Source organism: Mesorhizobium sp. ES1-4 (assembly GCF_020164745.1).
Taxonomy (GTDB): Bacteria; Pseudomonadota; Alphaproteobacteria; order Rhizobiales; family Rhizobiaceae; genus Mesorhizobium.
This window is the reverse complement of record NZ_JAIUGV010000010.1, coordinates 163058-187568: the sequence shown is the minus strand read 5'-3', so window position 1 is coordinate 187568 and position 24511 is coordinate 163058. Positions and strand designations below refer to the sequence as shown.

Here is a 24511-nt window from a genome sequence, read left to right as displayed (position 1 = left end):
AAGCCTTGGACATGACCGGTGTAGCAGGAGGAAATTGCGATCCGGTACCGGAAATACCGCGTAATTTAACGATCATGCGGGCTAAAAGGGCCGGCAAGGAAAGTATCCCTCGCCGGCCTGCCTAACCCGCCTTTGGGCCGGCTTTCCTATCAGAACGGCCCCATCATCCGCAGAAAGCCGACCGTCGTCGCCACTACCGGTTACCGCCCAGCGCCGAGGCAAGGCGCACAAGCGAAAGGAACTCGGACCTGTACCCGAACGGGTCGGCTCCTCGGGCGGCAGTGGCAATCTCCATGATCTTGTCGTAGCCGAACTTCGCGGTCGCGTCCTCGTCGCGCAGCTTCTGACCGAAAGCCGCGACCGCGATGGAGAAGCGCTGGTCGGTGCTCGCCTGGTCGAAGGACGCGAGCTCGTTGGTCGATGTCACCGGCGTGGTGATCAGTTTCGAGACGTCCTCGTTCGGCAGCTTGTAGCGGATCTTGACGAAGGCATATTCGTCCGCATTGGCGACGCCGCCATTGTTGACCGTGGCCTGGCCATAGCGCAGCGGATCGATCTGTTCGCCGCCACTGCCTTTGGGCGTGATCTCGTAGATCGCGGTGACCGAATGGCCTGACCCGATATCGCCGGCATCGACGCGGTCGTTGTTGAAATCCTCACGGTTGAGCGCCCGGGTCTCGTAGCCGATCAGGCGGTATTCCGAGACCTTGTCCGGATTGAACTCGACCTGGATCTTCACATCCTTGGCGATGGTGAACAGCGTCGAGGAAGCGTCCTCGACCAGCACCTTCTCGGCTTCGGCCAGCGTGTCGATATAGGCGGCGGTGCCGTTGCCGTTCTGGGCGATGGTCTGCATCATCTCATCGTTCAGATTGCCGCGACCGAAGCCGAAGACCGACAGGAACACGCCAGTCCTGCGCTCGCTCTCGATCAGCCGCTTGAGATCGTCGTCATCGCTCTGGCCGACATTGAAATCGCCGTCGGTGGCGAGCATCACGCGGTTGACGCCATCCTTGATAAAGGACTGCTGGGCAAGCTTGTAGGCTTCCCTGATGCCGGCTTCGCCTGCCGTCGAGCCCCCGGGCTGCAGATTGTCGATGGCATTGAGGATCTTGTCCTTCTCGGCAACCTTGGTCGGCATCAGCACGGTTCTGGCATCGCCGGCATAGGTGACGATCGAGATGGTGTCGTCGGCCTTCAGCTTGCTGACCAGCAACCGGAACGCCGACTTGAGCAACGGCAACTTGTCGGGTTCGTCCATCGAGCCCGATACGTCGATCAGGAAGACCAGATTGGCCTTCGGCCGCTCGGTCGGCTTGATGTCGAAGCCCTTGATGGCGACATGCATCAGCTTGGTGTGCGCGTTCCACGGCGTCGGCATCACGCTGACGGTCGAATTGAACGGCGTCGAGGCCGAGTCCGGCCCCTTCCAGTCATAGGGGAAGTAATTGATCATCTCCTCGACACGGACCGTGTCGGCCTGCGGCAGGTAGCCCTGCTTCAGCGAACTGCGCACGAAGGAATAGGAAGCGGTGTCGACATCGATCGAAAAGGTCGAGACCGGATCTTCTAATGCGGCGTGCACCGGATTGGTCTTGAAATCCTGGACGCGGTCGCGGTTTTCCTGTTGCGGCATGATCTGGTCAGCCGGTGCCGTGGCCGGCTGCTGGATCATCAACTTGGATTCGGCGGCCGGCATGCGGGCCACCCGCGACGTGCTGGCCGCGCCAGTGGCGCCATCCAGCGCGAATTCACCGGTCGGCGCCGGCGGTGCTGGCTCAGCCAACACTCCACGCTCCGTCGCAGTCTGCCGGGCGGCCCCGCCCGCTTGGGCCGATTCGGAGTTCGGCGGCGAAGCCGGAGCCACAAGCGCATCGGTCGCGCCGCGACTTTCCACATCCGCGTCGGCTTTCTTGTCCTTCACCGGCGCGGTGGTCACGGCCGGCTCGTCGGCGGCCTGGTCTCCCGGTGCCTGCTTGGCCAATGGCTTCAGTGTTGCCGGCTTGTCGGCCAGCGTCTCTGTGATCTTCTCGTCGCCGCCGAACGGCGACGGCTGTTCCCTCAGCATATGGAAGGTGGCGTATCCGGCGATCGGCAGGGCGACGAGCCCGGCAAGGGCCGGCGCGGCAATGAGTTTCTTTTGCATGATCTCGCTCCAGAGCTTTCGTGCTCGCTCTGTGAGACGAAGACGGCCGACCGATCCTTGGGTGACGGCGGAGATATTTTCCTGGTCATAGGCACGCATGGCGGCCTCGAAGGTACGCGCCCTCGCGTTCTCGCCAGGCGCTGGTATTGCCGCGTCGCGCAGCTTTCCGAGTTCGTTGTCGTCGACCATGGTCACACTTCCCCGGCTGAACGTGTCAACGTCTTCAGCCGTTTCTTCGCTTCATGGATGTGCCAGGAAACCGTCGTCTCCGAGATCGCCATAGCTTCGGCGGCCGCCGCATGGCTCAAGCCTTCGCCATAGACAAGCATCACGGCATCGCGCTGCTTGTCCGGCAATTGCCGCACCACCACCCACAGCGCCTCGGCAGGGTCCTCGCTCTCCGCCGGGGCCTCGCCCGAAATCAGCGCATGGACGCCATAGGCCTCGGTCTTGACCGTCTCGCGCGCGGTCTTGCGCATCATGTCGCGCGCGGCATTCACCGTCATGGCATAGAGCCATGTCGTAAACGCGCTGCCGCCGCGGTAGTCGCGGATCGCCTTGCCGAGCCGGACGCAGACTTCCTGGGCGATGTCTTCGGCATCGGCCTTCCTGCCGCACCAGCGGTAGGCTGCGCGATAGACGAAGTCGTAGTGACGCTCCAGCAATTTGCCGAAGGCCCCCCTGTCTCCGCCCTTCGCCCGCCCGATCAGCTCGGCGTCGGAGGCTTCGCTCTCATCCAGCATCATCGCCATCATTTATCTGTTGGACGAAGGCTAATGGCTAATCCTTGGGGGAGGGAAAGATTTTTTGATAAGCCTCTTCCTCTCCCTCTTCGCGGGAAAGCGAGGATTGGTCCGCGCAGCGGGCGAAAAGCCGATACCTGGCTTTTCAAGCGACGAAACACCCGAAGGGCGGATGTGGGCCGCGGCAACCTTTCGAAGCTTGGCCTACCCGAGCGTCTCCGCAAATAACGCCGTCAGCCGTTTCCAGTGACGCTCAGCGCCGGCCTCGTCGAAGGCGCTGTGGTCCGGCACACACCACCCATGCGCCATGCCGACATAATTCTCGATCAAATGGTCGACTTCAGCGTTCCGCAGCGCCTCTTCCAGCCGCGTCGACTGTTCCGGCGGAAAACTCCTGTCGACGCCCGCCATGCCGACATAAACGCGCGCCTTGATGGAAGCCGCCTTGCGATGCGGGCTGTCGGCGGCGTCGCTGGCGAGGTTGCCGCCATGGAAACTGGCGGCGGCCTTGATCCTGTCTGGGTAACTCGCAGCCGCGTTGAGCGCCCGCGCCCCGCCCATGCAATAGCCGACGGTGCCGATCGGTCCCGTAACGCCTTCGGCGGACATTGCCTCGATAAACGTGCCGCTGTCGCTGATGGTCATCTCCTGCGTCGTGCCGGTGACCAGCGCCATCAGCGCTGCCTTGGTCTTCTCGTCGGCGAAGGCGGTTTTGGCATCGAACGGACCATAGGGCGCGTTGCGGTAAAAAAGATCGGGAACCAGCACCGCATAGCCCTCACCCGCCAGCCGCTCGGCCATGCCATCGAGCGCCTGGCGCGGACCGAAAGCGTCCTGGTAGAGAATGGCCCCGGCCTTGGTCGGCGAAGCGGCGGACGAGCGGAACAGTCCTGCTCGTGCGATACCATCGCTGGTCCTTATCTCGATACCACACTTCGCCATGGCCGGGTCCCTTCTGATCGTCGCACATACATATCGGCGCGGGTTGGAAGGGCAAGGCCGGGCTGACGGGTGGCGTTCACAAAAGCGTATCGAGCGGCCACGAAGCACATCCCGCAAGAGGCCCTATCGAGGTCATTATGCGGCAAGCGCTTCTCTGTGCATTTCCGTCGGCATTTCTGCCGCCAACGGCGTGCCGCTAGCGCATGAAGCTCGCCATATGAAAGGCCTGAACCTCCGGCGGATAGCGGTAGGACGTGCCATGGGGACAGGCATTTCGGTCAAGGCAGCCGCCGCTCCGGCAAGGCTCGCCATCTGCTCCCCGCACATGCCCAAGACAGGATTGGTAGGCGAACCCTCTGATGGAACAGGCATCGACCGGACAGGCTTTCATGCAGGGTTTCTCGACACATGCGTCGCAGAGATGGACCGCCTCGCGAGGCTCCGGAAGCGCTATCTCCTCCTCGAACAGCAAAGCGCCGCGATAGGCATGCCAAAGCCCGTATTGCGGATGCATGAGGATACCAAGCGGCGACGGCCTTAGCCCCTCGGCCCGCATCGCCCACTGCTGGAAGGGCAGATAAGGCCTGTCCGACGGTGAAACGGCGCGCGCGCCAAACTTTTCCGCCACAGCGCCAATCACCTGGCGCGACCATGTATCGAGCGGATTGGCGATGCCATGAGGTTGGGTAGCCCGCCAGCGCAGGAAATGCGGCCAAGGCGCGACACCCGCCTGCCCTACCAGCAGGACGGACTTTGCCGGCACTCCCGAGGCACCGTGAGGCGCACCCTCGTGATCGGGAAAAAGAACGCCGCCTCGTAGGATGAGGCCGTTGGCGCCAAGCGCGGCCGTGATCTCCTCGATCATGCCGCGCACGCGTATCATCCCTTCTTGTCCGGATCGGAGAACGCGCTCCGCCAGACTTCCTTGTGGATGATGTTGGCGACTTTAGCCCCGCCTGACTCGGGCTCCTTTCAGGTGAAGGCGTCGGGCATCGACCCCTTCTTCCTGGCGATGAAGTCCTTCAGGGCTTCGTCGATGCCTTCATCGAGGTGCGGCGCCTCGTAAGCCTCCAGCCACCGGCGGGCGAGATCGTTGGCACGCTGCGGCGCGGTCTTCTGGCCTTCCGCCAGCCACTGCTCATAGGAGTTGTTGTCGGCGATCGACGAGCGGTAGAAGGCGGTCTGGAAGTTGGCCTGGGTATGGTCGCAGCCGAGATAGTGGCTGCCCGGACCGACCTGGCGGATGGCGTCCATCGCCTGCCCGTTTTCCGAGAGGTCGACGCCTTCGCAGAATTTCTGCTGCATGCCGAGCTGGTCGATATCCATCATGAACTTTTCGTAGCAGGACGCCAGCCCGCCCTCGAGCCAGCCGGCCGAATGAAGGACAAAATTGGTGCCGGCAAGAATGGTCGAGTTCAGCGTGTTGGCGCTTTCATAGGCCGCCTGCGCGTCCGGGACCTTCGACGCGCAGAGCGAACCACCCGTGCGGAACGGCAGCCCCAGCCGGCGTGCCAGTTGCGCCGCGCCATAGGAGACCAGCGACGGCTCCGGCGTGCCGAAGGTCGGCGCGCCCGACTGCATCGAGATCGACGAGGCGAAGGTGCCGAACAGCACCGGGGCGCCCGGCCGGATCAGCTGCGTGAAAGAGGCACCGGCCAGCACTTCGGCCAGGACCTGCGTCAGCGTGCCGGCCACCGTCACCGGGCTCATCGCGCCGGCCAGGATGAACGGCGTGACGATGCAGGCCTGGTTATGCCGCGAATAGACCTTCAGCGCGCCGAGCATGGTTTCGTCGAACACCATCGGCGAGTTGGCGTTGATCAGGCTGGTCAAAACCGTGTTGTTCTCGACGAAGTCGTCGCCGAACACCAGCTTGGCCATCGCCACCGTGTCCTCGGCGCGCTCCGGCGCGGTCACCGAACCCATGAACGGCTTGTCGGAATATTTGATGTGGGCGTACACCATGTCGAGATGGCGCTTGTTGACCGGCACGTCGACCGGCTCACACACCGTGCCGCCCGAATGGTGGATCGACGGTGCCATATAGGCAAGCTTCACGAAATTCTGGAAATCCTCGATCGTCGCATAGCGCCTGACACCATCGAGGTCGCGCACGAAGGGCGGGCCGTAGACCGGCGCGAATACCGTGGCATTGCCGCCGATCTGCACCGAGCGTTCGGAATTGCGCGCATGCTGCGTGTAGACGGAGGGCGCGGTCTTCAAGAGCGAACGGCAAAGGCCTTTCGGGAAATGCACGCGCTCGCCCTTGACGTCGGCGCCGGCCTCTTTCCACAGTTGCAGCGCTTCGGCGTCATCGCGGAAGATGATGCCGATTTCCTCGAGCACCGTATCGGTGTTCTTCTCGATCAGGGCCAGCCCTTCCTCGTTGAGCACCTCATAGACGTCGATCTGGCGCTTGATATAGGTGAGCTGGGTGCCCGGACCGCCGCCGGAGCGCGCCGCGCGCCGCGCCGCGGCTCCGCCGCTGGCGCCGCGCCCACGCCGCGCGTTTGACGCTTCCTGGTCGACTGCCGCGTGTTCGCTCATGATCGCTCTTCCCTGAATTATGGCCAGGCCTCGATATGGACTGGTCCCAACCGTTGCGGCCGCATGGCGCGGCTTTCGCCGGATCGTAGCCATGCACCCTATTCGAAACGGCCCGTCCGCGCCAACGCCTGTCGCAAAATCGACAAGAAATCCGATAGATTTTCCAGTCGCTTTCCTTTTGCGGGAAGTCGCAAATCAGCTATGGACACAAGCCCGTTGCGGGTTAGGTATGAGCGCTATTGTTTTGTGCCTTGCGACACCGTCGCGATGCCGTGAGGAGCTGGATTAAAATGTCCGACGACGAGATCATCCTTTCTGAACTTTCCGACGACGAATTGGTGCAGCAGATGCACGACGATCTTTATGACGGGTTGAAGGAAGAGATCGAGGAAGGCACGCGCATCCTGCTCGAGCGCGGCTGGGTGCCTTACAAGGTGCTGACCGAGGCGTTGGTCGAAGGCATGCGCATCGTCGGCGAGGATTTTCGCGACGGCATCCTGTTCGTTCCTGAGGTGCTTCTGTCCGCCAATGCGATGAAGGCCGGCATGTTCATCCTGCGCCCGCTGCTCGCCGCCACCGGCGCGCCCAAGCAGGGCAAGATGGTGATCGGCACCGTCAAGGGCGACATCCACGACATCGGCAAGAACCTCGTCGGCATGATGATGGAAGGCGCCGGCTTCGACGTCATCGATCTCGGCATCAACAATGCGGTCGAGAAATATCTCGATGCGATCGAGCAGCACCAGCCCGACATCATCGGCATGTCGGCGCTGCTCACCACCACTATGCCCTACATGAAGGTCGTCATCGACACGATGAAGGAAAAGGGCATTCGCGACGACTATGTCGTGCTGGTTGGCGGTGCCCCGCTCAACGAGGAATTCGGCAAGGCCGTCGGCGCCGACGCCTATTGCCGCGACGCCGCGGTGGCGGTCGAGACAGCCAAGGACTACATGAAGCGCAAGCACAACGTGCGCGCTTCGGCCTGATCCAAGGCATCAGGACGAACAAAAAAGCCGCGCCTTGCAGCGCGGCTTTTTTGTTCCCAGATGAGGGACGGACTGCGGCAACGAAAGCCGGTTCAGCTGAAATCATGGCCAAGGTGCAGAAAACGCAATCGACTCAAGCAGGCAGGCTTTTGGTCATTGCCTGCGGGATGATCGCGCGCGAAGTCCTGGCCGTGAAGGAGCAACTTAAGCTCGATCATCTCGAACTGACCTGCCTCCCGGCGGAATTTCATTTCTATCCCGACCGCATCGCGCCGGCCATGGACAAGGCGATCGCAAAGGCCAAGGCAGAGGGATACGAGCACATCTTCGTGGGCTATGCCGATTGCGGCACTGGCGGCCTGCTTGACCGGGTCCTTGAGAAGCATGGCGTCGAGCGCATGGCCGGCCCGCATTGCTTCGCCTTCTATCAAGGCATGGAAGCCTACGACAAGGTCGGCGACGACGACATGATGTCGTTCTACATGACGGACTTCCTGTGCCGTCAGTTCGACGCCTTCTTCATGAAGCCGCTCGGCCTCGACAAACACCCGGAGCTGATCAAGGACTATTTCGGCAATTACCAGAAGCTGATCTATCTCGCCCAGACCGACGATCCGGAACTCGACAAGGTCGCGGAAAAGGCCGCCGCCTTGCTAGGCCTCGCATACGAGCGCCGCTCCACCGGTTTTGGCGACCTGACGCAGGGGCTGGCGCGGGCGGCCGCGAACGCCTGACGGCTTCAGCTCCCCTCTTCGGCCGCCAGCGCCGCCAGCACGTCGGCAAAATTCGTCCTGCAGGCAAAACCCAGCCTGTCCTTCGCCCGCGACGCGTCATAGACCCGATCGATCGAGGAAAACATCGTCCAGCCCTTGCGCACGCAGGAGTGGCGCCAAGGCGCTTCCCAGCCAACCCGACGACCCCGTAAGCAAGACTCGCATTCGTCACACCGTGAATTTCTGACCGTGACGCTGTTAAGCACGGATGACAGGCGCCAGGGACCCGGTAAGTTATGCGCCAGGCGGCAGCGGCGCCGTTCCAGACAAAAACAGGGAATCCCGTGATGAAACTCCGCCCGTTGCTTGCCGTTGTCGGCCTGCTCTGCTGCACCTTGCCCGCTCTTGCCGACGGTCAAGTGCAGAAACTGATCACTGCCGCCGACAAGGCGCGGCTCGACAAATATGGCGACACCCGCAAGGCGGCACTCGCCGAGGCAAAGGCGGGCAACCCCGCCGAGATCAGGCAGCTCGACGCGCTGCTGGCCAAGCCGCTGGTCGCCTTCTCCGACAAGAACCTCACCGGCAACTGGCGGTGCCGCACGATCAAGGTCGGCGGGCTCAGCCCGCTCGTCATCTACGGCTGGTTCAAATGCAGGGTAACCGATGATGGCTCCGGCTGGCGGCTGCAAAAGATCAGCGGCTCGCAGCGCACGCAGGGCCGCTTCTTCGACGACGGCGACAAGCGCTCGATCTATCTTGGCTCAGGCTCTGTCAACGACGACCGGGCAAAGCCCTATGGCAGCGGCCCGCAAACCGACCAGGTCGGTTACGCCTTCCGCAACAGCGCCAAGGAATGGCGCATCGAATTCCCCGCGCCCTATTACGAATCGAAGCTCGACATCATGGAGTTCAAGCGCTGACCCGGTCTTCATGCCTCGGCAGGCTCGCGGCATACCAAGGATTAACCCGCCTGCCCTAAGGTCCGGCCCTCATCAGCGGGTCCTTGGAGCATGGCAAGATCGATGGCAGCGTCGGAATCCAATCCGCGACCGATTGTAGTCGTCACCGGTGGCGGCGCGCACGTCTGGGCCATGATCAACGACCTCGCCGACCGCGTCGGCCCCGTCAGCGTCGTCCTCGAAATCCCTGAAGCTAAGAAACAATTGCTGCGCGGCCGCGCCCGACGCCAGGGCTGGATCTCCGCCATGGGCCAGTTCGGCACGATGGTGCTGAGCAGGCTGGGCAAACGGGTCAATGTCAAACACGCCGCCCGGTTGATTGCCGAGGAGAAGCTTGAAACCGAACCGCGGCAGGGCCAGGTCATCGTCCCTGTGGCATCCGCCGACGGGCCGGAATGCCTGCGGGCGATCGAGACGATCAAGCCCGGTGTCGTGCTGCTGAACGGCTGCCGGCTGATTTCCAGGGAAATGCTGGGCAAAATGCCTTGTCCGGTGCTCAACTATCATGCCGGCATCACGCCGAAATATCGCGGCATGAACGGTGGCTATTGGGCCTTGGTTTCCGGCGATGCCGGGAATTTCGGCTCAACCGTGCACCTGGTCGATGCAGGAGTCGACACTGGCGGTGTGCTGAAGCAGGCGCGTGGCAAGCCGAAACAAGGCGACACCATCTCAAGCTATGCGCTGCGCCAGGCGGCGTTTTCGCGCGACATCTGCGTCGAGGCTGTCAGTGACGCGCTGGCCGGAAAACTCGCGACGTTCGATCCGGGCCTGCCGTCGAAACAGTGGTACCACCCAACGATCTGGTTCTATGTCTGGACAGGATTGAGAACCGGCATCTGGTAGCACAGGCTCCATTCGCAATGGCATTTCCGGCGCGTCGAGGATGCCGCCGGCACACGCCGGAAACGAATAAGCGCACCTTTCATTTTACGACATCCAAATGCGTCGCTTTTGAATGCGCGCGCGTCGTCCCATAACAAGCGGGCCAACTGCGCTTGCGGCAATGCTCGCGGATCGAGGAGCGAGAATTCATGGCCGATCTTATCGTCGTATACTGGCGCGACATCCCTGCCCAGGTCATCGTCCGGAAAGGTCGGCAGAACGCCAAGCGCGAACTGCCATTGCGCTTCACCGAGGCGATCGACATGTGCGCCATGCGCACCGGCGCCGGTGGCACCGACGATTATCTCGCCGAATGGCGCAAGGCCGATCCGGTTCCGGTCGGTGACGATCTCGAAGCCGAGGTCGAAAAGGCGTTCCTGGAGCTTGACGCGAGATACGACCGCGAGCGGCTGGTCGCTCTGGTCAAGGCGGGCGGAAAAGAAAATGTCTGACGAGAACCCGGCGGTTACCCAGGCAACGCTGGTCAAGAAGGCAGCGCCGAAATCCGACTATAAACCGGCCGACGTCTCGCCGCAGCGCCGCGTGCAGCGCTCCTTCGCGGTGAGATTATGGTCTATCCGGCACTCGCGATTGCTCGAATGGTTCTACGCCCGCTTCGCCGACACCTTCTTGCTGCTGCATCCCTTGTGGAAGGGCATCGGCTACGGTCGCGTCGAAGCTCCAATCAAGTTCGTCGAAAAGCGCGTCAAGGGCTTCATGTTCGACTGCCGCATGTGCGGTCAATGCATCCTGTCCTCGACCGGCATGTCGTGTCCGATGAACTGCCCCAAGCAGTTGCGCAACGGCCCGTGCGGCGGCGTGCGCGCCAACGGCAATTGCGAGGTCGAGCCCGATATGCCCTGCGTCTGGGTCAAGGCATGGGAGGGTTCGCAGAACATGGTCAACTCCGACAGGATCCTCACCGTGCAGAAGCCGGTCGATCAGTCGTTGCGCGAAACCTCGGCCTGGCTGCGGGTGACCGCCCAGGCCGCGGCAGCCCGTGAAGCCGCCTCCGCCAAGACCGGAGCTTCCGCATGATCGGTCGCCAGCCCGACGAAAATCCGGCCGGCATCCATCTGCCGCTCGATCCCCTGCCCGGCCACACCTCGCGCGGCCGGCTGGAGCGGGTGCTGAGACGCGGCGAGTTCGCGGTGACGACCGAACTCAACCCGCCCGACAGCGCCGATCCCGAGGATGTGTACAACAGGGCGAAAATCTTCGACGGCTGGGTCGACGCCATCAACGCCGTCGATGCGTCCGGCGCCAATTGCCACATGTCGTCGGTCGGCATCTGCGCACTTCTGACCCGCATGGGCTATGCGCCGATCATGCAGATCGCCTGCCGCGACAAGAACCGCATCGCCATCCAGGGCGACGTGCTGGGGGGTGCTGCAATGGGCGTCGCCAACATGCTGTGCCTGACCGGAGACGGCGTGCAGGCCGGCGACCAGCCGGGCGCCAAGCCGGTGTTCGACCTCGACTCCATGTCGCTGCTGGAGACCTGCCGCATCATGCGTGACAACGGCAAGTTCCTGTCCGGCCGCAAGCTGACGACGCCGCCGCAACTGTTCCTCGGCGCTGCCGTCAATCCGTTCGCGCCGCCCTTCGACTTTCGTCCGATCCATCTCGGCAAGAAGATCGCCGCCGGCGCGCAGTTCGTGCAGACGCAGTATTGCTTCGACGTCCCGATGTTCAAGACCTTCATGCAGAAGGCCCGCGATCTCGGCCACACCGAAAAGGTCTTCATCCTGTGCGGCGTCGGCCCGCTCGCTTCCGCCAAGACGGCAAAATGGATCCGCTCCAACGTGCCGGGCATCCATATCCCTGACGCCGTCATCAAGCGGTTGGAAGGTGCCCAGGATCAGAAGAAGGAAGGCAAGCAGCTCTGCATCGACATCATCAACGAGGTGAAGGAAATTCGCGGCGTCTCTGGCATCCATGTGATGGCCTACCGCCAGGAGGAGTATGTCGCCGAGATCGTCGATGAATCGGGCGTTCTGAAGGGCCGCCAGCCATGGAAGCGTGAGATCCGTCGCGACGATCAGATGGTCGCCGACCGGCTGGACCGGATCCTGCACGACGAGATTACCGAAACCCAGGTGGATATGGTGAAGACCGCGCATTGAACGCGGGGGAACGACACCAATCGCTTGAACGAAATCAGATAACGATATAAAGAAATCTTTATATCACGGCGGAGAGAATTCATGACCCGGACCATTGTCGCCTCGGCGACGCGCGAAATCATCATCGGCTTCGACCAGCCCTTCTGCGTGATCGGCGAACGCATCAACCCGACCGGCCGCAAGAAGCTCGCCGCCGAGATGGTGGTTGGCAATTTCGAGACCGTCATCAAGGACGCTCTGGAGCAGGCCGCCTGCGGCGCCACCATGCTCGACGTCAATGCCGGCGTCACCTCGGTCAACCCGAACGAGACCGAACCTGGCCTTTTGGTGCAGACGCTTGAAATCGTGCAGGGCCTGGTTGACCTGCCGCTGTCGATCGACTCGTCGGTCACCGCTGCGATCGAGGCGGCGCTGAAGGTCGCCAAGGGCCGCCCGCTGGTCAACTCCGTCACCGGCGAGGAAGAAAAGCTCGAAGCCATCCTGCCGCTGATCAAGAAATACAATGTCCCGGTCGTCGCCATCTCCAATGACGAGACCGGCATCTCGATGGATCCGGACGTGCGCTTCGCCGTCGCCAAGAAGATCGTCGAGCGCTGCGCAGATTTCGGCATTCCGGCGCACGACGTTGTCGTCGACCCGCTGGTCATGCCGATCGGTGCGCTTGGCGATGCCGGCCGCCAGGTGTTCGCCCTGCTGCGCCGTTTGCGCGAAGAGCTCAAGGTCAACACCACCTGCGGCCTCTCCAACATCTCGTTCGGCCTGCCGCACCGTCACGGCATCAACGCCGCCTTCATCCCGATGGTGATCGGCGCAGGCATGACTTCGGCGATCATGAACCCGGTGCGTCCGCAGGAAATGGAAGCCGTGCGCGGCGCCAATGTGCTGAACGGCACCGACGAGAACTGCACCAACTGGATCCGTACCTACAAGGACTACAAGCCCGCTGAAGGCGGCCAGGCCGTTGCCGCTCCGACCGCGGTCAACGCGCCGGGCGAAGGCGGCGGCAATGGTGGCCGCCGCCGCGGTGGCCGTGAAGCTCGTATGGGCAGGGGATAAGCGCGCAATCGTGAAACGGACCGCAACCCATGCCGAGCCGATCGCATCACCGATGCGACCGGATAGGCCTGCGTTGCGTTCAGGACAACCCCAATATGGCGTCGAACAACGCCATTCCCGCCCAAGATCCGAATATGCCCGTCACGCCGCCTATGATGAGATCATCGTCGTAAGCGGGCCGGAAGCCGTGGAGCAGCATCGCCGCGCCAATCGCGCCGAGAATTCCGGTGGCCAGGTATTGCGGATTGCGCAGCCATGGGCCCTTGAGCAGGCGCACCATGGTAAAAGCGGTGAATATGCCGGACATCAGGAAATCGGGCATGATTGGCCTCTGGACCATCAGACACTCCGCCCAATAATGAAACGATCCGTTAAATGGGATCGGCAATCCTTACCGAGACGCGTGCAAGTATGAACTCGCCTGCCAACATTACCGATCCGCTCGTGCTGTTCATGCCGTCGGGCAAGCGCGGGCGCTTCCCTGTCGGCACGCCGGTGCTCGACGCCGCGCGCCAGCTCGGCGTCTATGTCGAAAGCGTGTGCGGCGGACGCGCTACATGCGGGCGCTGCCAGATCGAGGTGCAGGAAGGCAATTTCGCCAAGCACAAGATCACCTCCTCAAACGACCACATCTCGGCCAAAGGCCCCAAGGAAGAGCGTTACGAGCGCGTGCGCGGCCTGCCCGAACGGCGCCGCCTCTCCTGCTCGGCGCAGATCCTCGGCGACCTCGTCATCGACGTGCCGCAGGATACCGTCATCAACGCGCAGACCATCCGCAAGGATGCCGACACCAGGGTCATCGCCCGCGATACGGCCATTCGCATGTGCTATGTCGAGATCGAAGAGCCCGACATGCACAAGCCGCTGGGCGATCTCGACCGGCTCAAGATCGCGCTGATGAAGGATTGGGGCTTCAAGAACCTCGAATTCGACTTCTATCTGCTGCCGCAGGTGCAGGGCATATTGCGCAAGGGCAACTGGACCGCGACCGCCGCCATCCACAAGGATGCCGACAGCGACATAGCGCGCGTCATCGCGCTGTGGCCGGGTCTCAAGAACGAGGCCTATGGGCTCGCCTGCGACATCGGCTCGACCACCATCGCCATGCATCTGGTGTCGCTGCTGTCGGGTCGCGTCGCCGCATCGTCCGGCACATCGAACCCGCAGATCCGCTTCGGCGAGGATCTGATGAGCCGCGTTTCCTATGTGATGATGAACCCGGACGGCCGCGAAGGCATGACGGTTGCGGTGCGCGAGGCTATCTCGGGCCTCGTCGACAAGGTCTGCGCGGAAGGCAACGTCCAGCGCAACGACATCCTGGATTCCGTCTTCGTCGGCAATCCGATCATGCATCATTTGTTCCTCGGCATCGATCCGACCGAGCTCGGCGGCGCGCCCTTCGCGCTCGCCGTCTCCGGCGCCGTGCGCATCAAGGCATCCGATATCGGCCTCAAGCTCAACCAGGGCGCGCGCCTCTACATGCTGCCTTGTATCGCCGGCCATGTCGGCGCCGACGCGGCTGCCGTCACCCTGTCGGAAGGTCCGCATCGCCAGGACGAGATGATGCTGATCGTCGACGTCGGCACCAATGCCGAGATCGTGCTTGGCAACAGGACCCGTGTCGTGGCGGCCTCCTCGCCCACCGGCCCGGCCTTCGAGGGCGCCGAAATCTCCGGCGGCCAGCGTGCGGCGCCCGGCGCCATCGAGCGCGTGCGCATCGATCCCGACACGCTGGAGCCGAAATATCGCGTCATCGGCTCGGACCTGTGGTCGGACGAACCCGGCTTCCTCGACAGCGTGCAGGCGACCGGTGTCACCGGCATCTGCGGCTCCGGCATCATTGAGATCGTCGCCGAAATGTATCTCGCCGGCATCATCTCAGAGGATGGTGTCGTCGACGGATCGCTCGCCGCGCGCTCGCCGCGCGTCGTCGCCAACGGCCGCACCTTCTCCTATGTGCTGAAGGAAGGCGAGCCGAAGATCACCATCACCCAGACCGACGTGCGCGCCATCCAGCTTGCCAAGGCGGCGCTCTATGCCGGCACCAAACTGTTGATGGAAAAGCAGAACACCGAGCATGTCGACCGCATCCATTTCGCTGGCGCCTTCGGCTCCTTTATCGATCCGAAATACGCCATGGTGCTGGGCCTGATCCCCGATTGCGATCTCGACAAGGTCTCGGCCGTCGGCAACGCCGCCGGCGCCGGCGCTCGCATGGCGCTGCTCAATCGCGGCTATCGCCGCGAGATCGAGGAGACGGTGAGCCAGATCGAGAAGATCGAAACGGCGCTGGAGCCAAAATTCCAGGAGCATTTCGTCTACGCCATGGCGCTGCCCAACAAGGTCGACCCGTTCCCGAAACTGTCGGCGGCGGTGAAGTTGCCGCCTCGCAAGACGGTGAGCGAGGACGGCGTCGCCGGCGACGCCGCCCCGCGCCGGCGCTCGCGCGAAGGCCACGCGGCAAGGCGTGGGCGCGAATAGAGCTGCCTTCACAGGACGGCCTAAACCTTCAATCTCATTTGCATGCAAATGTTTCCGGATCTCCCGATCCGGAAACCGAAACGCTGTTTTCGTGAAATCCCTCCGATACATGAGTGACGCATTTAGCGGGCGTCGAGCGGCGGCCGCGGGCAATCCCGGGCTGCCGCATTTCTTGAAAGGAGATGAAAATGTCGGTGTTTGGAAATCTCGGCCGCTTTGGTTCCACCATCAGGCAGGCCCACGCCAGGAACAAGGCGATCCGCGCGTTGAACAACCTGCCAGCGCATGTCCAGAAGGATATTGGCTGGCCGGCTTCACCACCGGCCGATCCGCAGGCAACGCTCGCTTCGCTGCTACTGGGCACCACGCGCTGATGACATTCGCAGAAAAATGCAAACTGCTCGGCATCCGCCGGGGATCTCGCATGCCCCCGGCGGTGACCAGCAACCGGCTGCGCGCCACTTTTGCCATGCCGGTGACTGCGGCGCGGATCACACCGCCGTGTGGACACATCGTAAATCTTGACATTTTTGCCAAGCGCACGATCTTCGCAAAAGAAGGGAAATTCTCTTAGTCGGCTGCAGCCGAGTTCGTGTATCCGCATGCCCAGTTTGAAAAGCCACTTCGTTTCCTTCGTGCTGAGGCACAGCCGCAAGAAGGCGTTTTCCAGCCCAGAAAATCTGCGGCGCTGGATTGCTGCCGCGCGCAAAACCGAGGATCACCATCCGCCGGCCGCGCTGCAACAGCGTTTCGACATCCAGACGCGCACCGTGGACGGCTTTCCGGTCTATGAAATCAGCCCCAGGGCCGGAGAGCGCAAGCGGATTCTCTACCTGCATGGTGGCGCCTATGTCTTTGAAATCACGCCCTATCATTGGCATCTGATTGCAGACATGGCCGACCGGCTCGGCTATGCCGTCACCGTTCCGATCTACCCCATCGCCCCCGAGCATGACTTCCACGCCATGTTCGGTATGGTCGGCGATGTCTATCGTCGCATGCTCGACGAGACGGAGCCGGGCGACATCATCTTCATGGGCGATTCAGCCGGCGGCAACATGGCCGTGGTGCTGACCATGATGGCCGCCGAGGAAGGATTGGCGCTGCCGTCGCGCCATGTGCTGATCTCGCCCGGTCTCGACATGTCGCTCGCCAATCCGGAAGTGTTCGAGGCCGAGGGCAAAGATCCCTGGCTCGGCATTGCCGGCGGCCTGGAGGCGATCCGGATGTACAGTGCCGGCATCGATCGCACCGACTGGCATATCAGCCCGCTTTACGGCGATCTCTCCGTTCTGCCGAAGACACTGCTTCTGACGGGGTCGCACGACATGCTCAGTCCGGACAATCTGATCTTCGCCGAAAAGGCGCGAGCCGCGGGCGTCGAGGTCGACGTCGTCTACGAGGAAGGCATGTTCCACGTCTGGCCATTGATCGACATGCCGGAATCCCGGCGGGCGCGCCAGCGCATGGCCGCATTTCTAGAGGAAGGCCGCCCACAAGGCTGGCGCGGCCATACCGAAAAACGTCGTGCCGCGGGTACAGGTTGGCAATCTGCGCCGGCAGCGGAATAGGCTCCGGAAAGCCTCCAATCCAGCTGTGATCAGAACTTCCCGGTTTCCCTAAACGCCTCGAAGGTCGCGCGGATGTGGTCGGCGACGGCCTTGACCGGCGCGCTGGCGTCCGGCGCCACCACCATGGCAAGATTGTAAGTGCCGATATCGGGCATGCCATCCTTCGGGCAGAGTTCGACCATGTCATTGCCCAGGAACGAGCGCGGTAGTGGCGCCACCGCGAGATCCGCCATGATGGCGGCGCGCTGGCCGGCTGTATGGGCGCTCATGTAAGCGACGCGATAGTTGCGCCCTTCACGCCCCAGCGCTTCGAGCGCGCCGGCCCGCCAGGCGCAGCCCTCCTCCCACAGCGAAACCGGCAAGGGTTCGCGCAGATGCGCGCAGCCGCCCTTGGCGCCGGCCCAGACGATCGGCTCGGTCAAAAGCACCTCGGCGCCGAGCGCGCTGGTCTTGTAGGAATTCGTCAACAGCGTGATGTCGAGCGCCCGATCGTCCATGCGGCGGCGCAGATTGCTGCTCTGGTCGATGGTGACGTCGACGGCGATCGAGGGATGCGACTGCGCGAAGCGCTTCAGCACATGCGGCAGCACGCGCTCGCCATAGTCGTCCGGTGAGCCCAGCCGGACCACGCCGACAATGTCGGGAATGATGAATTTCGAAACAACCTCGCGGTTGATCGACAAAAGCCGGCGGGCATAGCCGAGCAGCATCTCGCCATCGGTGGTGAGCGTCACCGAACGCGCGTCGCGCGCGAACACCGAGCGGCCGAGAATGTCCTCCAGCTTCTTGATCTGCATGGAGACAGCCGACGGCGTGCGGAACACGGCATTGGCCGCGGTGGTGAAGCTGCCGGTTTCGGCAATCGCCACGAAAGTGCGCAGAACGTCGAGGTCGAGCAGCGGCAGCGGATGATTGATTGGGGCGTTCATGGCGATCAGCCTTCAATTTTTCTGATACAAAACATCATTCCATTTCGTTTGATTGAACATCAGATCAGGAGCATAGTCAACTCCATCGAAGCAGCATGCTGCCAAAAGCGGTCACCAAACGACCACGACGCAGACCTGCATTCGACATGTAATGAAGCTGAAACAGACCTGACGTAACGCATTGCCGGCGCCTCCCGCGCCGCAGCAAAGGAGATCGAAATGTCTATCCTGTCATCCCTCGGTCGCATCGCGACCGAATTCAACGCAGCCCGCGCCCGCTACCAGACCGAACGCGCGATCCGCTCCCTGCCGATCGAACTGCAGAAGGATATTGGCTGGCCTGAAGCTGCCGACACCAAGAGCGGCATCCGCAACGGCGTCGGATCCTGGGCTGGAGCAAAGTAGATCGTGTGTACCCAGTGCTGAAGGCCTGCCGCGCAGTCCGCCCGGCAGGCCTTCTCGTTTTTAGGACGTTGCTTGTCGCTTTACTTGTATTCAAATGATTTGAAGAGCCATGCTGCGGCTGCATGGCGCATATGAACAAGCCGCATAGCACCTCCACTTCTGGACTATCCCCATGTAAACAAAGGATAATTCCAGGAGCGCCATCGCGACCTGTCGCATTTGATGTCGCTTTTCATATCAAGCGCTTCGCTTTTGCGATTTAGTTTCCGCTCACACAAGCCTATATCACCGTCAGCAAACGAGCTGCCCCACTCCATCAAGCGAAGGCGACCCGTCTGAGCAACCGATTGGAGATGATCATGAAGCTTTTTGCACGCCTCTTCGCCCGCCGCGAAATGAACCTGACCACGGCTCTCGAGCGTCAGCGCCTTGCCAAGACCATGCCTGGCCAGACTGGCGCCATGGCTGCCGCGCGCCTCGGCTTCGTCGCCTGAATTACAGCAGTTCCGGGAAGAATGTGTAACGGCTTTCCGCCCGGAGCCGCTTAGCGCTAAGAAAAGTACAGAGTACCTCCAGAGCCGCGCTCCCTGCCACGGGCTTGAGGGTTGACTGCCGCCGCTTCGGCTTCCGCCGAGGCGGCGTTTGTCTTGTTGCGCTTCCATCGCCTTTCCGCGACCTGGTTCTTGAACAACACCAAACGGCAATTGCCCATTTGCGACCCATGTCGCAAATTTAATCTTTCCAAAGCCGTCTACCCAATTGACAGGAATGGTTTTTCCTGATGTCGCTATGCTATTCGCGACATCCTGTTCGCGTCATGGCCAGGTGAGGTTCCCCGTGAACGCCGTCAAGCATCCGATCAAGCGGTCGTTTGTATTCTTCCTTATCCCCGATTTCACCATGATCGCTTTTGCGACCGCGCTGGACCCGCTGCGCTCCGCCAACCGGATGCTCGGCTATGAGGCCTATCGCTGGCGCCTTGCCAGCATTGACGGCAAGCCAGTGAGCGCCTCCAACGGCGTCGAATGCGCCGTCAACACCTCGCTGGAGGAGGAACGCAAGAAGATGGCGGGCCCGGAACGGCCCAATATGGCCATCGTCTGTAGCGGCACCAATGTCGAGCGCTACCAGAACAAGTCGGCCTTCGCCTGGCTGCGCGAAGAGTACAATCGCGGCGTCGCCGTCGGCGGCCTGTGCACCGGCGCGCATATCCTCGCCGCCGCCGGCCTGTTGTCGAACAAGCGCTGCGCCATCCATTGGGAAAACCTGCCGGGCTTTTCCGAAGCCTTCCCGAAGGCCAACGTCTTTGCCGACCTCTTCGAGATCGACCAGAACATCTACACCTGCGCCGGCGGCACCGCGGCACTTGATATGATGCTGAAACTGATCGGCGACGATTTCGACGAGAACCTCGTCAACCGTGTGTGCGAGCAGGTGCTGACCGACCGCGTGCGCAGCCCGACCGACCGTCAGCGCCTGCCGCTGCGTGCCCGCCTTGGCGTGCAGAATTCGAAGGTGCTGACGATCATCGAGCTGATGGAGGCCAATCTCTCCGAGCCGCTGTCGCTGATCGAGATCGCCGACCATGTCGACCTGTCGCGCCGCCAGATCGAGCGCCTGTTCCGGACAGAGATGGGACGCTCGCCTGCCCGCTACTATCTCGAAATCCGCCTCGACCGCGCCAGGCACCTGCTGATCCAGTCGTCGATGCCGGTGGTCGAGGTTGCGGTCGCCTGCGGCTTCGTCTCGGCCTCGCATTTCTCCAAATGCTACCGCGAACTCTACGCCCGCTCGCCGCAGCAGGAGCGCGTCGACCGCAAGCAGCTGCTGGCCGCGTGATCCCAGACCACCACGCGCAGACGACCGAGCTATCAGACGGATTGAGATTTAGGTCGACTCGACCTGAAATCATCCAACTCTAGTGCGCGTCTGCCGTCCGTATCGCTTCGACCCGGAGATCCTCCGTCAGCCGCGCCTTCAGCGCCGAGAATTCCGGGCTGGTTTTCAACGTGTAGTGGCGTGGATGCGGCAGCTCGACAACGACGTCCGACTTGATGCTGCCGGGCCGCGCCGTCATCACGATCACACGCGAGGCCATGAAGATCGCCTCCTCGATATCATGGGTGACGAACAGCACCGTCTTCTTGCGGCGCTCCCAGATGCCGAGCAGCAATTCCTGCATCAGCCCGCGCGTCTGGTTGTCGAGCGCCCCGAAGGGCTCGTCCAACAGGAGAATCTCCGGATCGTTCGCGAGCGCCCGCGCAATTGCGGTGCGTTGCTGCATGCCGCCGGAAAGCTGCTTCGGCCAATGGTTCTCGAATCCCTTCAGCCCGACGAGGTCGACATAGGAGGCAACGATCCCATCCCGTTCCTTTTCAGCCATGCCGCGCTCACGCAGGCCGAAGGCGATGTTTTCGGCGACCGTCAGCCACGGGAACAGCGTGTAGGACTGGAAGACCATGCCGCGATCCGGTCCCGGCCGAGTCACGGCCTTGCCGTCGAGCAGCACGCGGCCTTCGCTTGGCGCCTCCAGGCCGGCGACGATCCTCAGCAGCGTCGACTTTCCGCAGCCCGACGGCCCCAGAATGGTGATGAAGTCATTGGCGGCGACAGCCAGGTCGACCGGCATCAGCGCCCTGACCGGCTGCCCACCGCGCACGCCGGCGAATGTGCGCGAGACGCCCTCGATGAGAAGCTTGCTCACGCCAGGCTCCACGGAAAGAGCCAGCGGTTGAAGGCCTTGAAGGCGAAATCGGACAACAGCCCGATCAGGCCGATGACGATGATGCCGAAGATGATCTGTCCGGTCGCCAGCCGCGATTGGCTGTTGATGATCATATAGCCGATGCCTGAGGATGAGCCGATCAGTTCGGCAACGATGACGTAGGTCCACGCCCAGCCGAGCACCAGCCGCAGCGTCTCGGCGATCTCAGGCGCATTGGCCGGCATGATGACCCGCCTGACGATGCCATTGTTGGCCGAACCCAGCGTATAGGCCGCCTCGACCAGGTCGCGCCGCGTCGACCCGACCTTGACCGCGATGATCAGGATGATCTGGAACACCGAGCCGACGAAGATGACGAGCAGTTTTTCCAGTTCGCCAATGCCGGCCCAAAGGATGAGCAGCGGAATGAAGGCTGAGGCCGGCAGGTAGCGGGCGAAGGAGACAAAGGGCTCCAGGAAGGCTTCCACCGGCTTCCAGGCGCCCATGGCGATACCGAGCGGCACGGCGACGACCGAGGCCAGCACAAAGCCGCCGAAGACCCGCCAGATGGTGATCAATATGTCGAGCCAGAAACGGTCCTCGACCAGCAGCCGCCAGCCGTCCTTGAGCATCGACAGCGGGTCGGCGAGGAAGATGCGGTTGACGTGGCCGCCAAGCGTGATCCAGGCCCAGAAGGTCACGAACAGCACGAAGAAAGAAATGCCGAGCACTGTTCGCAGGCGCGGCGAGACCGGATGCAAGGGGCGCATCTTCGTCCTTTTTCAGCAGGAAAGCGGCGGCGCTGTGCGCCACCGCACCGTATCCAGGGTTTGAACCGTCAATTCGCCACGGCGCTGGTGTCGGCCAGCGTGGTGACGTCGGGCGCCTCCTTGATCAGCCCCATCTGCAGCAGCAGATCGCCGGCGGTCTTGGAAAAGTCCTGGAATTCCTTGGTGAAGAATTGCTTGTTGTCGGCCTTGTCGGCCCATTTCAGGTACTTCGCCGAATCCTCGAATTCCTTGGCCGACTGTTTCACGTCGGCACCCATGATCTCGTAGGACTTCTGTGGATCCTTCTTGATCAGGTCGAGCGCGTCGAAATAGCTGTCGGCCAGCGCCTTGGCGGCGTCGGGATTGGCCTTGAGGAATTCGGGCGTGCAGCCGACCGTATCGAGAACCATCGGATAGTCGAGCGTGGTCGCCAGGATATGGCCCTGGTCGGGCTTGTCGCGTACGGCCGAGATGAAGGGTTCGTAGGTGACTGCCGCATCGTTCTGGCCGGCAAGGAAGGCCTGTGCGGCCGCATCCGGCTCAAGATTGACGACCGTAACGTCCTTGGTCGACATGCCGTTCTTGTTCAGCACCCAGGCGAGCAGGAAATAGGGCGACGTGCCCGGCGCCGAGGACGCGACAGTCTTGCCCTTGAGATCGGCGACGGTCTTGATGTCATTGCGCGCGACGATACCGTCGGCGCCATAGGATTTGTCGAGCTGGAATATCTGCTTGGTGGTCACCCCGCTGGCGTTCCAGACCAGCCAGGTTTCGACCGTGGTGGCGGCGCATTGGAGGTCGCCGCTGGCGATGGCGAGCGGGCGGCTGGCCTGAGGCACCTTCTTCAAGGTCACGTCGAGGCCATGCTTCTCGAATAGCCCTGCGTGCTTGGCAAGCGTCAGCGGCGCGAATCCGGTCCATCCGCTGATGCCGATGGTGACCGATGTGGCGGCCATCACCGGCGCGGACAGTCCGGCGGCAAGCGTCAATGTTGCGGCAAAAACGGCGATCCTGTTCATGTGAGCTCCCCTTTTGTTTTATCTCGGGAGAATTGTCTCACAGACGCCAATCGGCTTGTCAATCAACAGGCTGGTGATGCGTATGCGGGCTGGCGCCTCAGATACAAGCGGGCGGCGGCCAACTGCCGCAATGAGCAGCGGCCGCCTGAAATCCGGAATGGCTTCAATAACCGTCGCAGACGCACTCGGCCGACGAGATGCGGTCGTTCCAGTAGTCCCCAAGCTGACGGGCCCTGCGCCTGATCTCGATCGAACGGCCGCCCATTCGCGCATCCTCATAGGCAATGAGGCTGCAGCCGCGGCGAACGAAGACCGACGACACCCGGTCATTCCAGAACTGGCCGCCGCGAAAACTGACCGAATCATCGGCCTGCATCTCGATCGACCGCCCGCGGAAATTCACATGCTCGAACATGACGCAGGCGGGCTGGTCGTTGTACTGAGCGCTGGCGCTGTCGACAAAAATTACGGACGCGACAGCCGCCAGGATGGCAAGGCGTTTCATCTGATGTCTCCTCGGTTCGACCGTGGCCCCACGGGCTGGATAGCGCGGTCCGGTTGTTTTGCCAATCCTTGCCGTTCTTGGGAATTGCCCTATCGGCTGTCGGGCATCCAGGTGCGGTTGCGCCACATTTTCTCGCCGATCTGGCAGTCGGCGGCGGTCCTGTCCTGCGCCAGCAGCACCGGCGGATGGTCAGCCTCTTCCGCCGCCCATCGCGGCGATCCCGGGCCGGCGAGTTCCAGCACCAGCTTGCGGCGGATGGCTTCGGGAAATTGTGTCCAGTCGTTGACCGGGATCATGAAGGCGCCGGGGCCGCCGATGACGCAGTCGCTGTAGTAACGGTCGAGATCGCTGACGTCATAGACACCGGACAAGCCGCCCCGGGTCATCAGCGGCAGGCCATTGATGACGATGCCTTGCCTGACTACCCCGTCACGGATGATATCGACGGGTGCGCCCTGGTTGTTGGGTCCGTCCCCGGAAATGTCGATGACACGCTTTGTCCCCCGGTAGCCGCTTTCCGCGAAAAGGTCGCTGCCGAACTCCAGCGCACCGGAGATCGAGGTGCGCCGTGCGCTGTTGGGCGGCTGGGCCGACAATTGCGCCACCACCCGCTCCGCGTCGGCCCGGGTTGCGATGACGGTCCAGGGAACGATGACGCGTTGCCACGTGGTGCCGGCCCATTCGACATAGGTGACGGCGATCTTGCCATAAGCGCCATCGGCGATCGCCCGCAGTACATTGTCATGCGTCAGCGCCGCCGCGTAGCCATGGCGCTGGATCTCGAGCTCCTCCGCCGACATCGACAGCGAAACGTCGACCGCCAGCACCAGTTCGACATCGACCGGCTCGTCCGCGCGGGATCCCCCCGACCAGATCATAACCGCCAACGCGACGGCGCTCGAAAGCAGATGTCTTGCAGGTGCAAAAGCAGACATGCCGCAAGGGTGAGCCAGAACCGGTTGCTGAAAAAGAGAAAAGCCCGACCTGGGTCGGGCTCATCCAAAACGCGCGCGCGATT

27 protein-coding genes are annotated in these 24511 nt (G+C 62.5%); 15 read left to right on the top strand and 12 right to left on the bottom strand.

From position 1 onward, the window contains the following. Positions 1–193 precede the first annotated feature (193 nt). The 5 genes from LB556_RS20720 to LB556_RS20700 all read right to left on the bottom strand — a co-directional run bounded on the left by LB556_RS20720 (position 194) and on the right by LB556_RS20700 (position 6378). Complete coding sequence (locus LB556_RS20720) at positions 194–2335, bottom strand: VWA domain-containing protein (protein WP_224569589.1); 2142 nt, start codon at positions 2333–2335, stop codon at positions 194–196. Between the two features lie 2 nt (positions 2336–2337). Continuing rightward, a complete protein-coding gene (locus tag LB556_RS20715; protein WP_224569643.1) occupies positions 2338–2898 on the bottom strand; it encodes an RNA polymerase sigma factor in 561 nt (186 codons plus the stop codon). A gap of 195 nt (positions 2899–3093) precedes the next feature. Beyond that, positions 3094–3831 (bottom strand): dienelactone hydrolase family protein, encoded by a 738-nt coding sequence (locus LB556_RS20710; RefSeq protein WP_224569588.1) that lies wholly within the window; start codon positions 3829–3831, stop codon positions 3094–3096. Between the two features lie 196 nt (positions 3832–4027). Continuing rightward, positions 4028–4705, bottom strand: a complete 678-nt coding sequence (locus LB556_RS20705) for a 4Fe-4S dicluster domain-containing protein (RefSeq protein WP_224569642.1) — start codon at positions 4703–4705, stop codon at positions 4028–4030. Positions 4706–4803: 98 nt separating this feature from the next. Next, positions 4804–6378 (bottom strand): trimethylamine methyltransferase family protein, encoded by a 1575-nt coding sequence (locus LB556_RS20700; protein WP_224569587.1) that lies wholly within the window; start codon positions 6376–6378, stop codon positions 4804–4806. Between the two features lie 290 nt (positions 6379–6668). Between LB556_RS20700 and LB556_RS20695 the strand changes: the two genes are divergently transcribed. The 8 genes from LB556_RS20695 (at position 6669) to LB556_RS20660 (ending at position 13109) form a co-directional block, all read left to right on the top strand. Next, a complete protein-coding gene (locus tag LB556_RS20695) occupies positions 6669–7367 on the top strand; it encodes a corrinoid protein (protein ID WP_140701704.1) in 699 nt (232 codons plus the stop codon). Between the two features lie 104 nt (positions 7368–7471). Further along, positions 7472–8101: a DUF1638 domain-containing protein gene (locus LB556_RS20690; protein WP_224569586.1), complete on the top strand. Its 630-nt coding sequence runs from the start codon at positions 7472–7474 to the stop codon at positions 8099–8101. Between the two features lie 326 nt (positions 8102–8427). Then, positions 8428–9003, top strand: a complete 576-nt coding sequence (locus LB556_RS20685) for a DUF4893 domain-containing protein (protein ID WP_224569585.1) — start codon at positions 8428–8430, stop codon at positions 9001–9003. 102 nt (positions 9004–9105) lie between these two features. Continuing rightward, positions 9106–9888 carry a formyl transferase gene (locus LB556_RS20680; protein WP_224569584.1) on the top strand — a complete coding sequence of 261 codons (783 nt, stop codon included), beginning with the start codon at positions 9106–9108 and terminating at the stop codon, positions 9886–9888. Between the two features lie 188 nt (positions 9889–10076). Beyond that, positions 10077–10379 (top strand): virulence factor, encoded by a 303-nt coding sequence (locus tag LB556_RS20675; RefSeq protein WP_224569583.1) that lies wholly within the window; start codon positions 10077–10079, stop codon positions 10377–10379. Continuing rightward, positions 10372–10965: a methylenetetrahydrofolate reductase C-terminal domain-containing protein gene (locus tag LB556_RS20670; protein ID WP_224569582.1), complete on the top strand. Its 594-nt coding sequence runs from the start codon at positions 10372–10374 to the stop codon at positions 10963–10965. Before LB556_RS20675 ends, LB556_RS20670 begins: the two co-directional genes overlap by 8 nt. After that, positions 10962–12053, top strand: coding sequence for a methylenetetrahydrofolate reductase (locus LB556_RS20665; RefSeq protein ID WP_224569581.1), 1092 nt, complete (start codon positions 10962–10964; stop codon positions 12051–12053). The genes LB556_RS20670 and LB556_RS20665 overlap by 4 nt, the downstream gene beginning before the upstream one ends. A gap of 81 nt (positions 12054–12134) precedes the next feature. Next, positions 12135–13109: a methyltetrahydrofolate cobalamin methyltransferase gene (locus LB556_RS20660; protein WP_224569580.1), complete on the top strand. Its 975-nt coding sequence runs from the start codon at positions 12135–12137 to the stop codon at positions 13107–13109. A gap of 79 nt (positions 13110–13188) precedes the next feature. Here the strand turns inward: LB556_RS20660 and LB556_RS20655 are convergent, their stop codons facing one another. Continuing rightward, positions 13189–13431: a hypothetical protein gene (locus LB556_RS20655; protein ID WP_224569579.1), complete on the bottom strand. Its 243-nt coding sequence runs from the start codon at positions 13429–13431 to the stop codon at positions 13189–13191. Positions 13432–13520: 89 nt separating this feature from the next. On the opposite strand from LB556_RS20655, the gene LB556_RS20650 reads away from it, so the two are divergent. From LB556_RS20650 to LB556_RS20635, 4 genes are all read left to right on the top strand, one after another. After that, entirely contained in the window at positions 13521–15590 is a 2070-nt protein-coding gene (locus tag LB556_RS20650) for an ASKHA domain-containing protein (protein WP_224569578.1), read from the top strand. A gap of 188 nt (positions 15591–15778) precedes the next feature. Beyond that, positions 15779–15964 (top strand): hypothetical protein, encoded by a 186-nt coding sequence (locus LB556_RS20645; RefSeq protein WP_224569577.1) that lies wholly within the window; start codon positions 15779–15781, stop codon positions 15962–15964. Next, positions 15964–16164, top strand: coding sequence for a hypothetical protein (locus tag LB556_RS20640; protein WP_224569576.1), 201 nt, complete (start codon positions 15964–15966; stop codon positions 16162–16164). Before LB556_RS20645 ends, LB556_RS20640 begins: the two co-directional genes overlap by 1 nt. 28 nt (positions 16165–16192) lie before the next feature. Next, positions 16193–17161, top strand: a complete 969-nt coding sequence (locus tag LB556_RS20635; protein WP_224569575.1) for an alpha/beta hydrolase — start codon at positions 16193–16195, stop codon at positions 17159–17161. Positions 17162–17190: 29 nt separating this feature from the next. On the opposite strand, the gene LB556_RS20630 is transcribed toward LB556_RS20635, so the two are convergent. Next, a complete protein-coding gene (locus LB556_RS20630) occupies positions 17191–18090 on the bottom strand; it encodes a LysR substrate-binding domain-containing protein (RefSeq protein WP_224569574.1) in 900 nt (299 codons plus the stop codon). A gap of 219 nt (positions 18091–18309) precedes the next feature. Between LB556_RS20630 and LB556_RS20625 the strand changes: the two genes are divergently transcribed. The 3 genes from LB556_RS20625 (at position 18310) to LB556_RS20620 (ending at position 20334) form a co-directional block, all read left to right on the top strand. Further along, positions 18310–18495: a hypothetical protein gene (locus LB556_RS20625; protein WP_224569573.1), complete on the top strand. Its 186-nt coding sequence runs from the start codon at positions 18310–18312 to the stop codon at positions 18493–18495. 359 nt (positions 18496–18854) lie between these two features. After that, positions 18855–18989, top strand: a complete 135-nt coding sequence (locus LB556_RS31655; RefSeq protein ID WP_127281166.1) for a hypothetical protein — start codon at positions 18855–18857, stop codon at positions 18987–18989. 406 nt (positions 18990–19395) lie between these two features. After that, a complete protein-coding gene (locus LB556_RS20620) occupies positions 19396–20334 on the top strand; it encodes a GlxA family transcriptional regulator (RefSeq protein ID WP_411908600.1) in 939 nt (312 codons plus the stop codon). Positions 20335–20413: 79 nt separating this feature from the next. Here the strand turns inward: LB556_RS20620 and LB556_RS20615 are convergent, their stop codons facing one another. From LB556_RS20615 to LB556_RS20595, 5 genes are all read right to left on the bottom strand, one after another. Next, positions 20414–21199, bottom strand: coding sequence for an ABC transporter ATP-binding protein (locus LB556_RS20615; RefSeq protein WP_224569571.1), 786 nt, complete (start codon positions 21197–21199; stop codon positions 20414–20416). Next, on the bottom strand, positions 21196–21969 hold the full coding sequence (locus LB556_RS20610) for an ABC transporter permease (protein WP_224569570.1): 774 nt from the start codon (positions 21967–21969) through the stop codon (positions 21196–21198). The genes LB556_RS20615 and LB556_RS20610 overlap by 4 nt, the downstream gene beginning before the upstream one ends. Positions 21970–22037: 68 nt before the next feature. After that, positions 22038–22988, bottom strand: coding sequence for an ABC transporter substrate-binding protein (locus LB556_RS20605; RefSeq protein ID WP_224569569.1), 951 nt, complete (start codon positions 22986–22988; stop codon positions 22038–22040). A gap of 163 nt (positions 22989–23151) precedes the next feature. After that, entirely contained in the window at positions 23152–23493 is a 342-nt protein-coding gene (locus tag LB556_RS20600; protein WP_224569568.1) for a peptidase inhibitor family I36 protein, read from the bottom strand. Between the two features lie 89 nt (positions 23494–23582). Further along, a complete protein-coding gene (locus LB556_RS20595; RefSeq protein ID WP_224569567.1) occupies positions 23583–24428 on the bottom strand; it encodes a DUF1194 domain-containing protein in 846 nt (281 codons plus the stop codon). Positions 24429–24511: the final 83 nt, after the last annotated feature.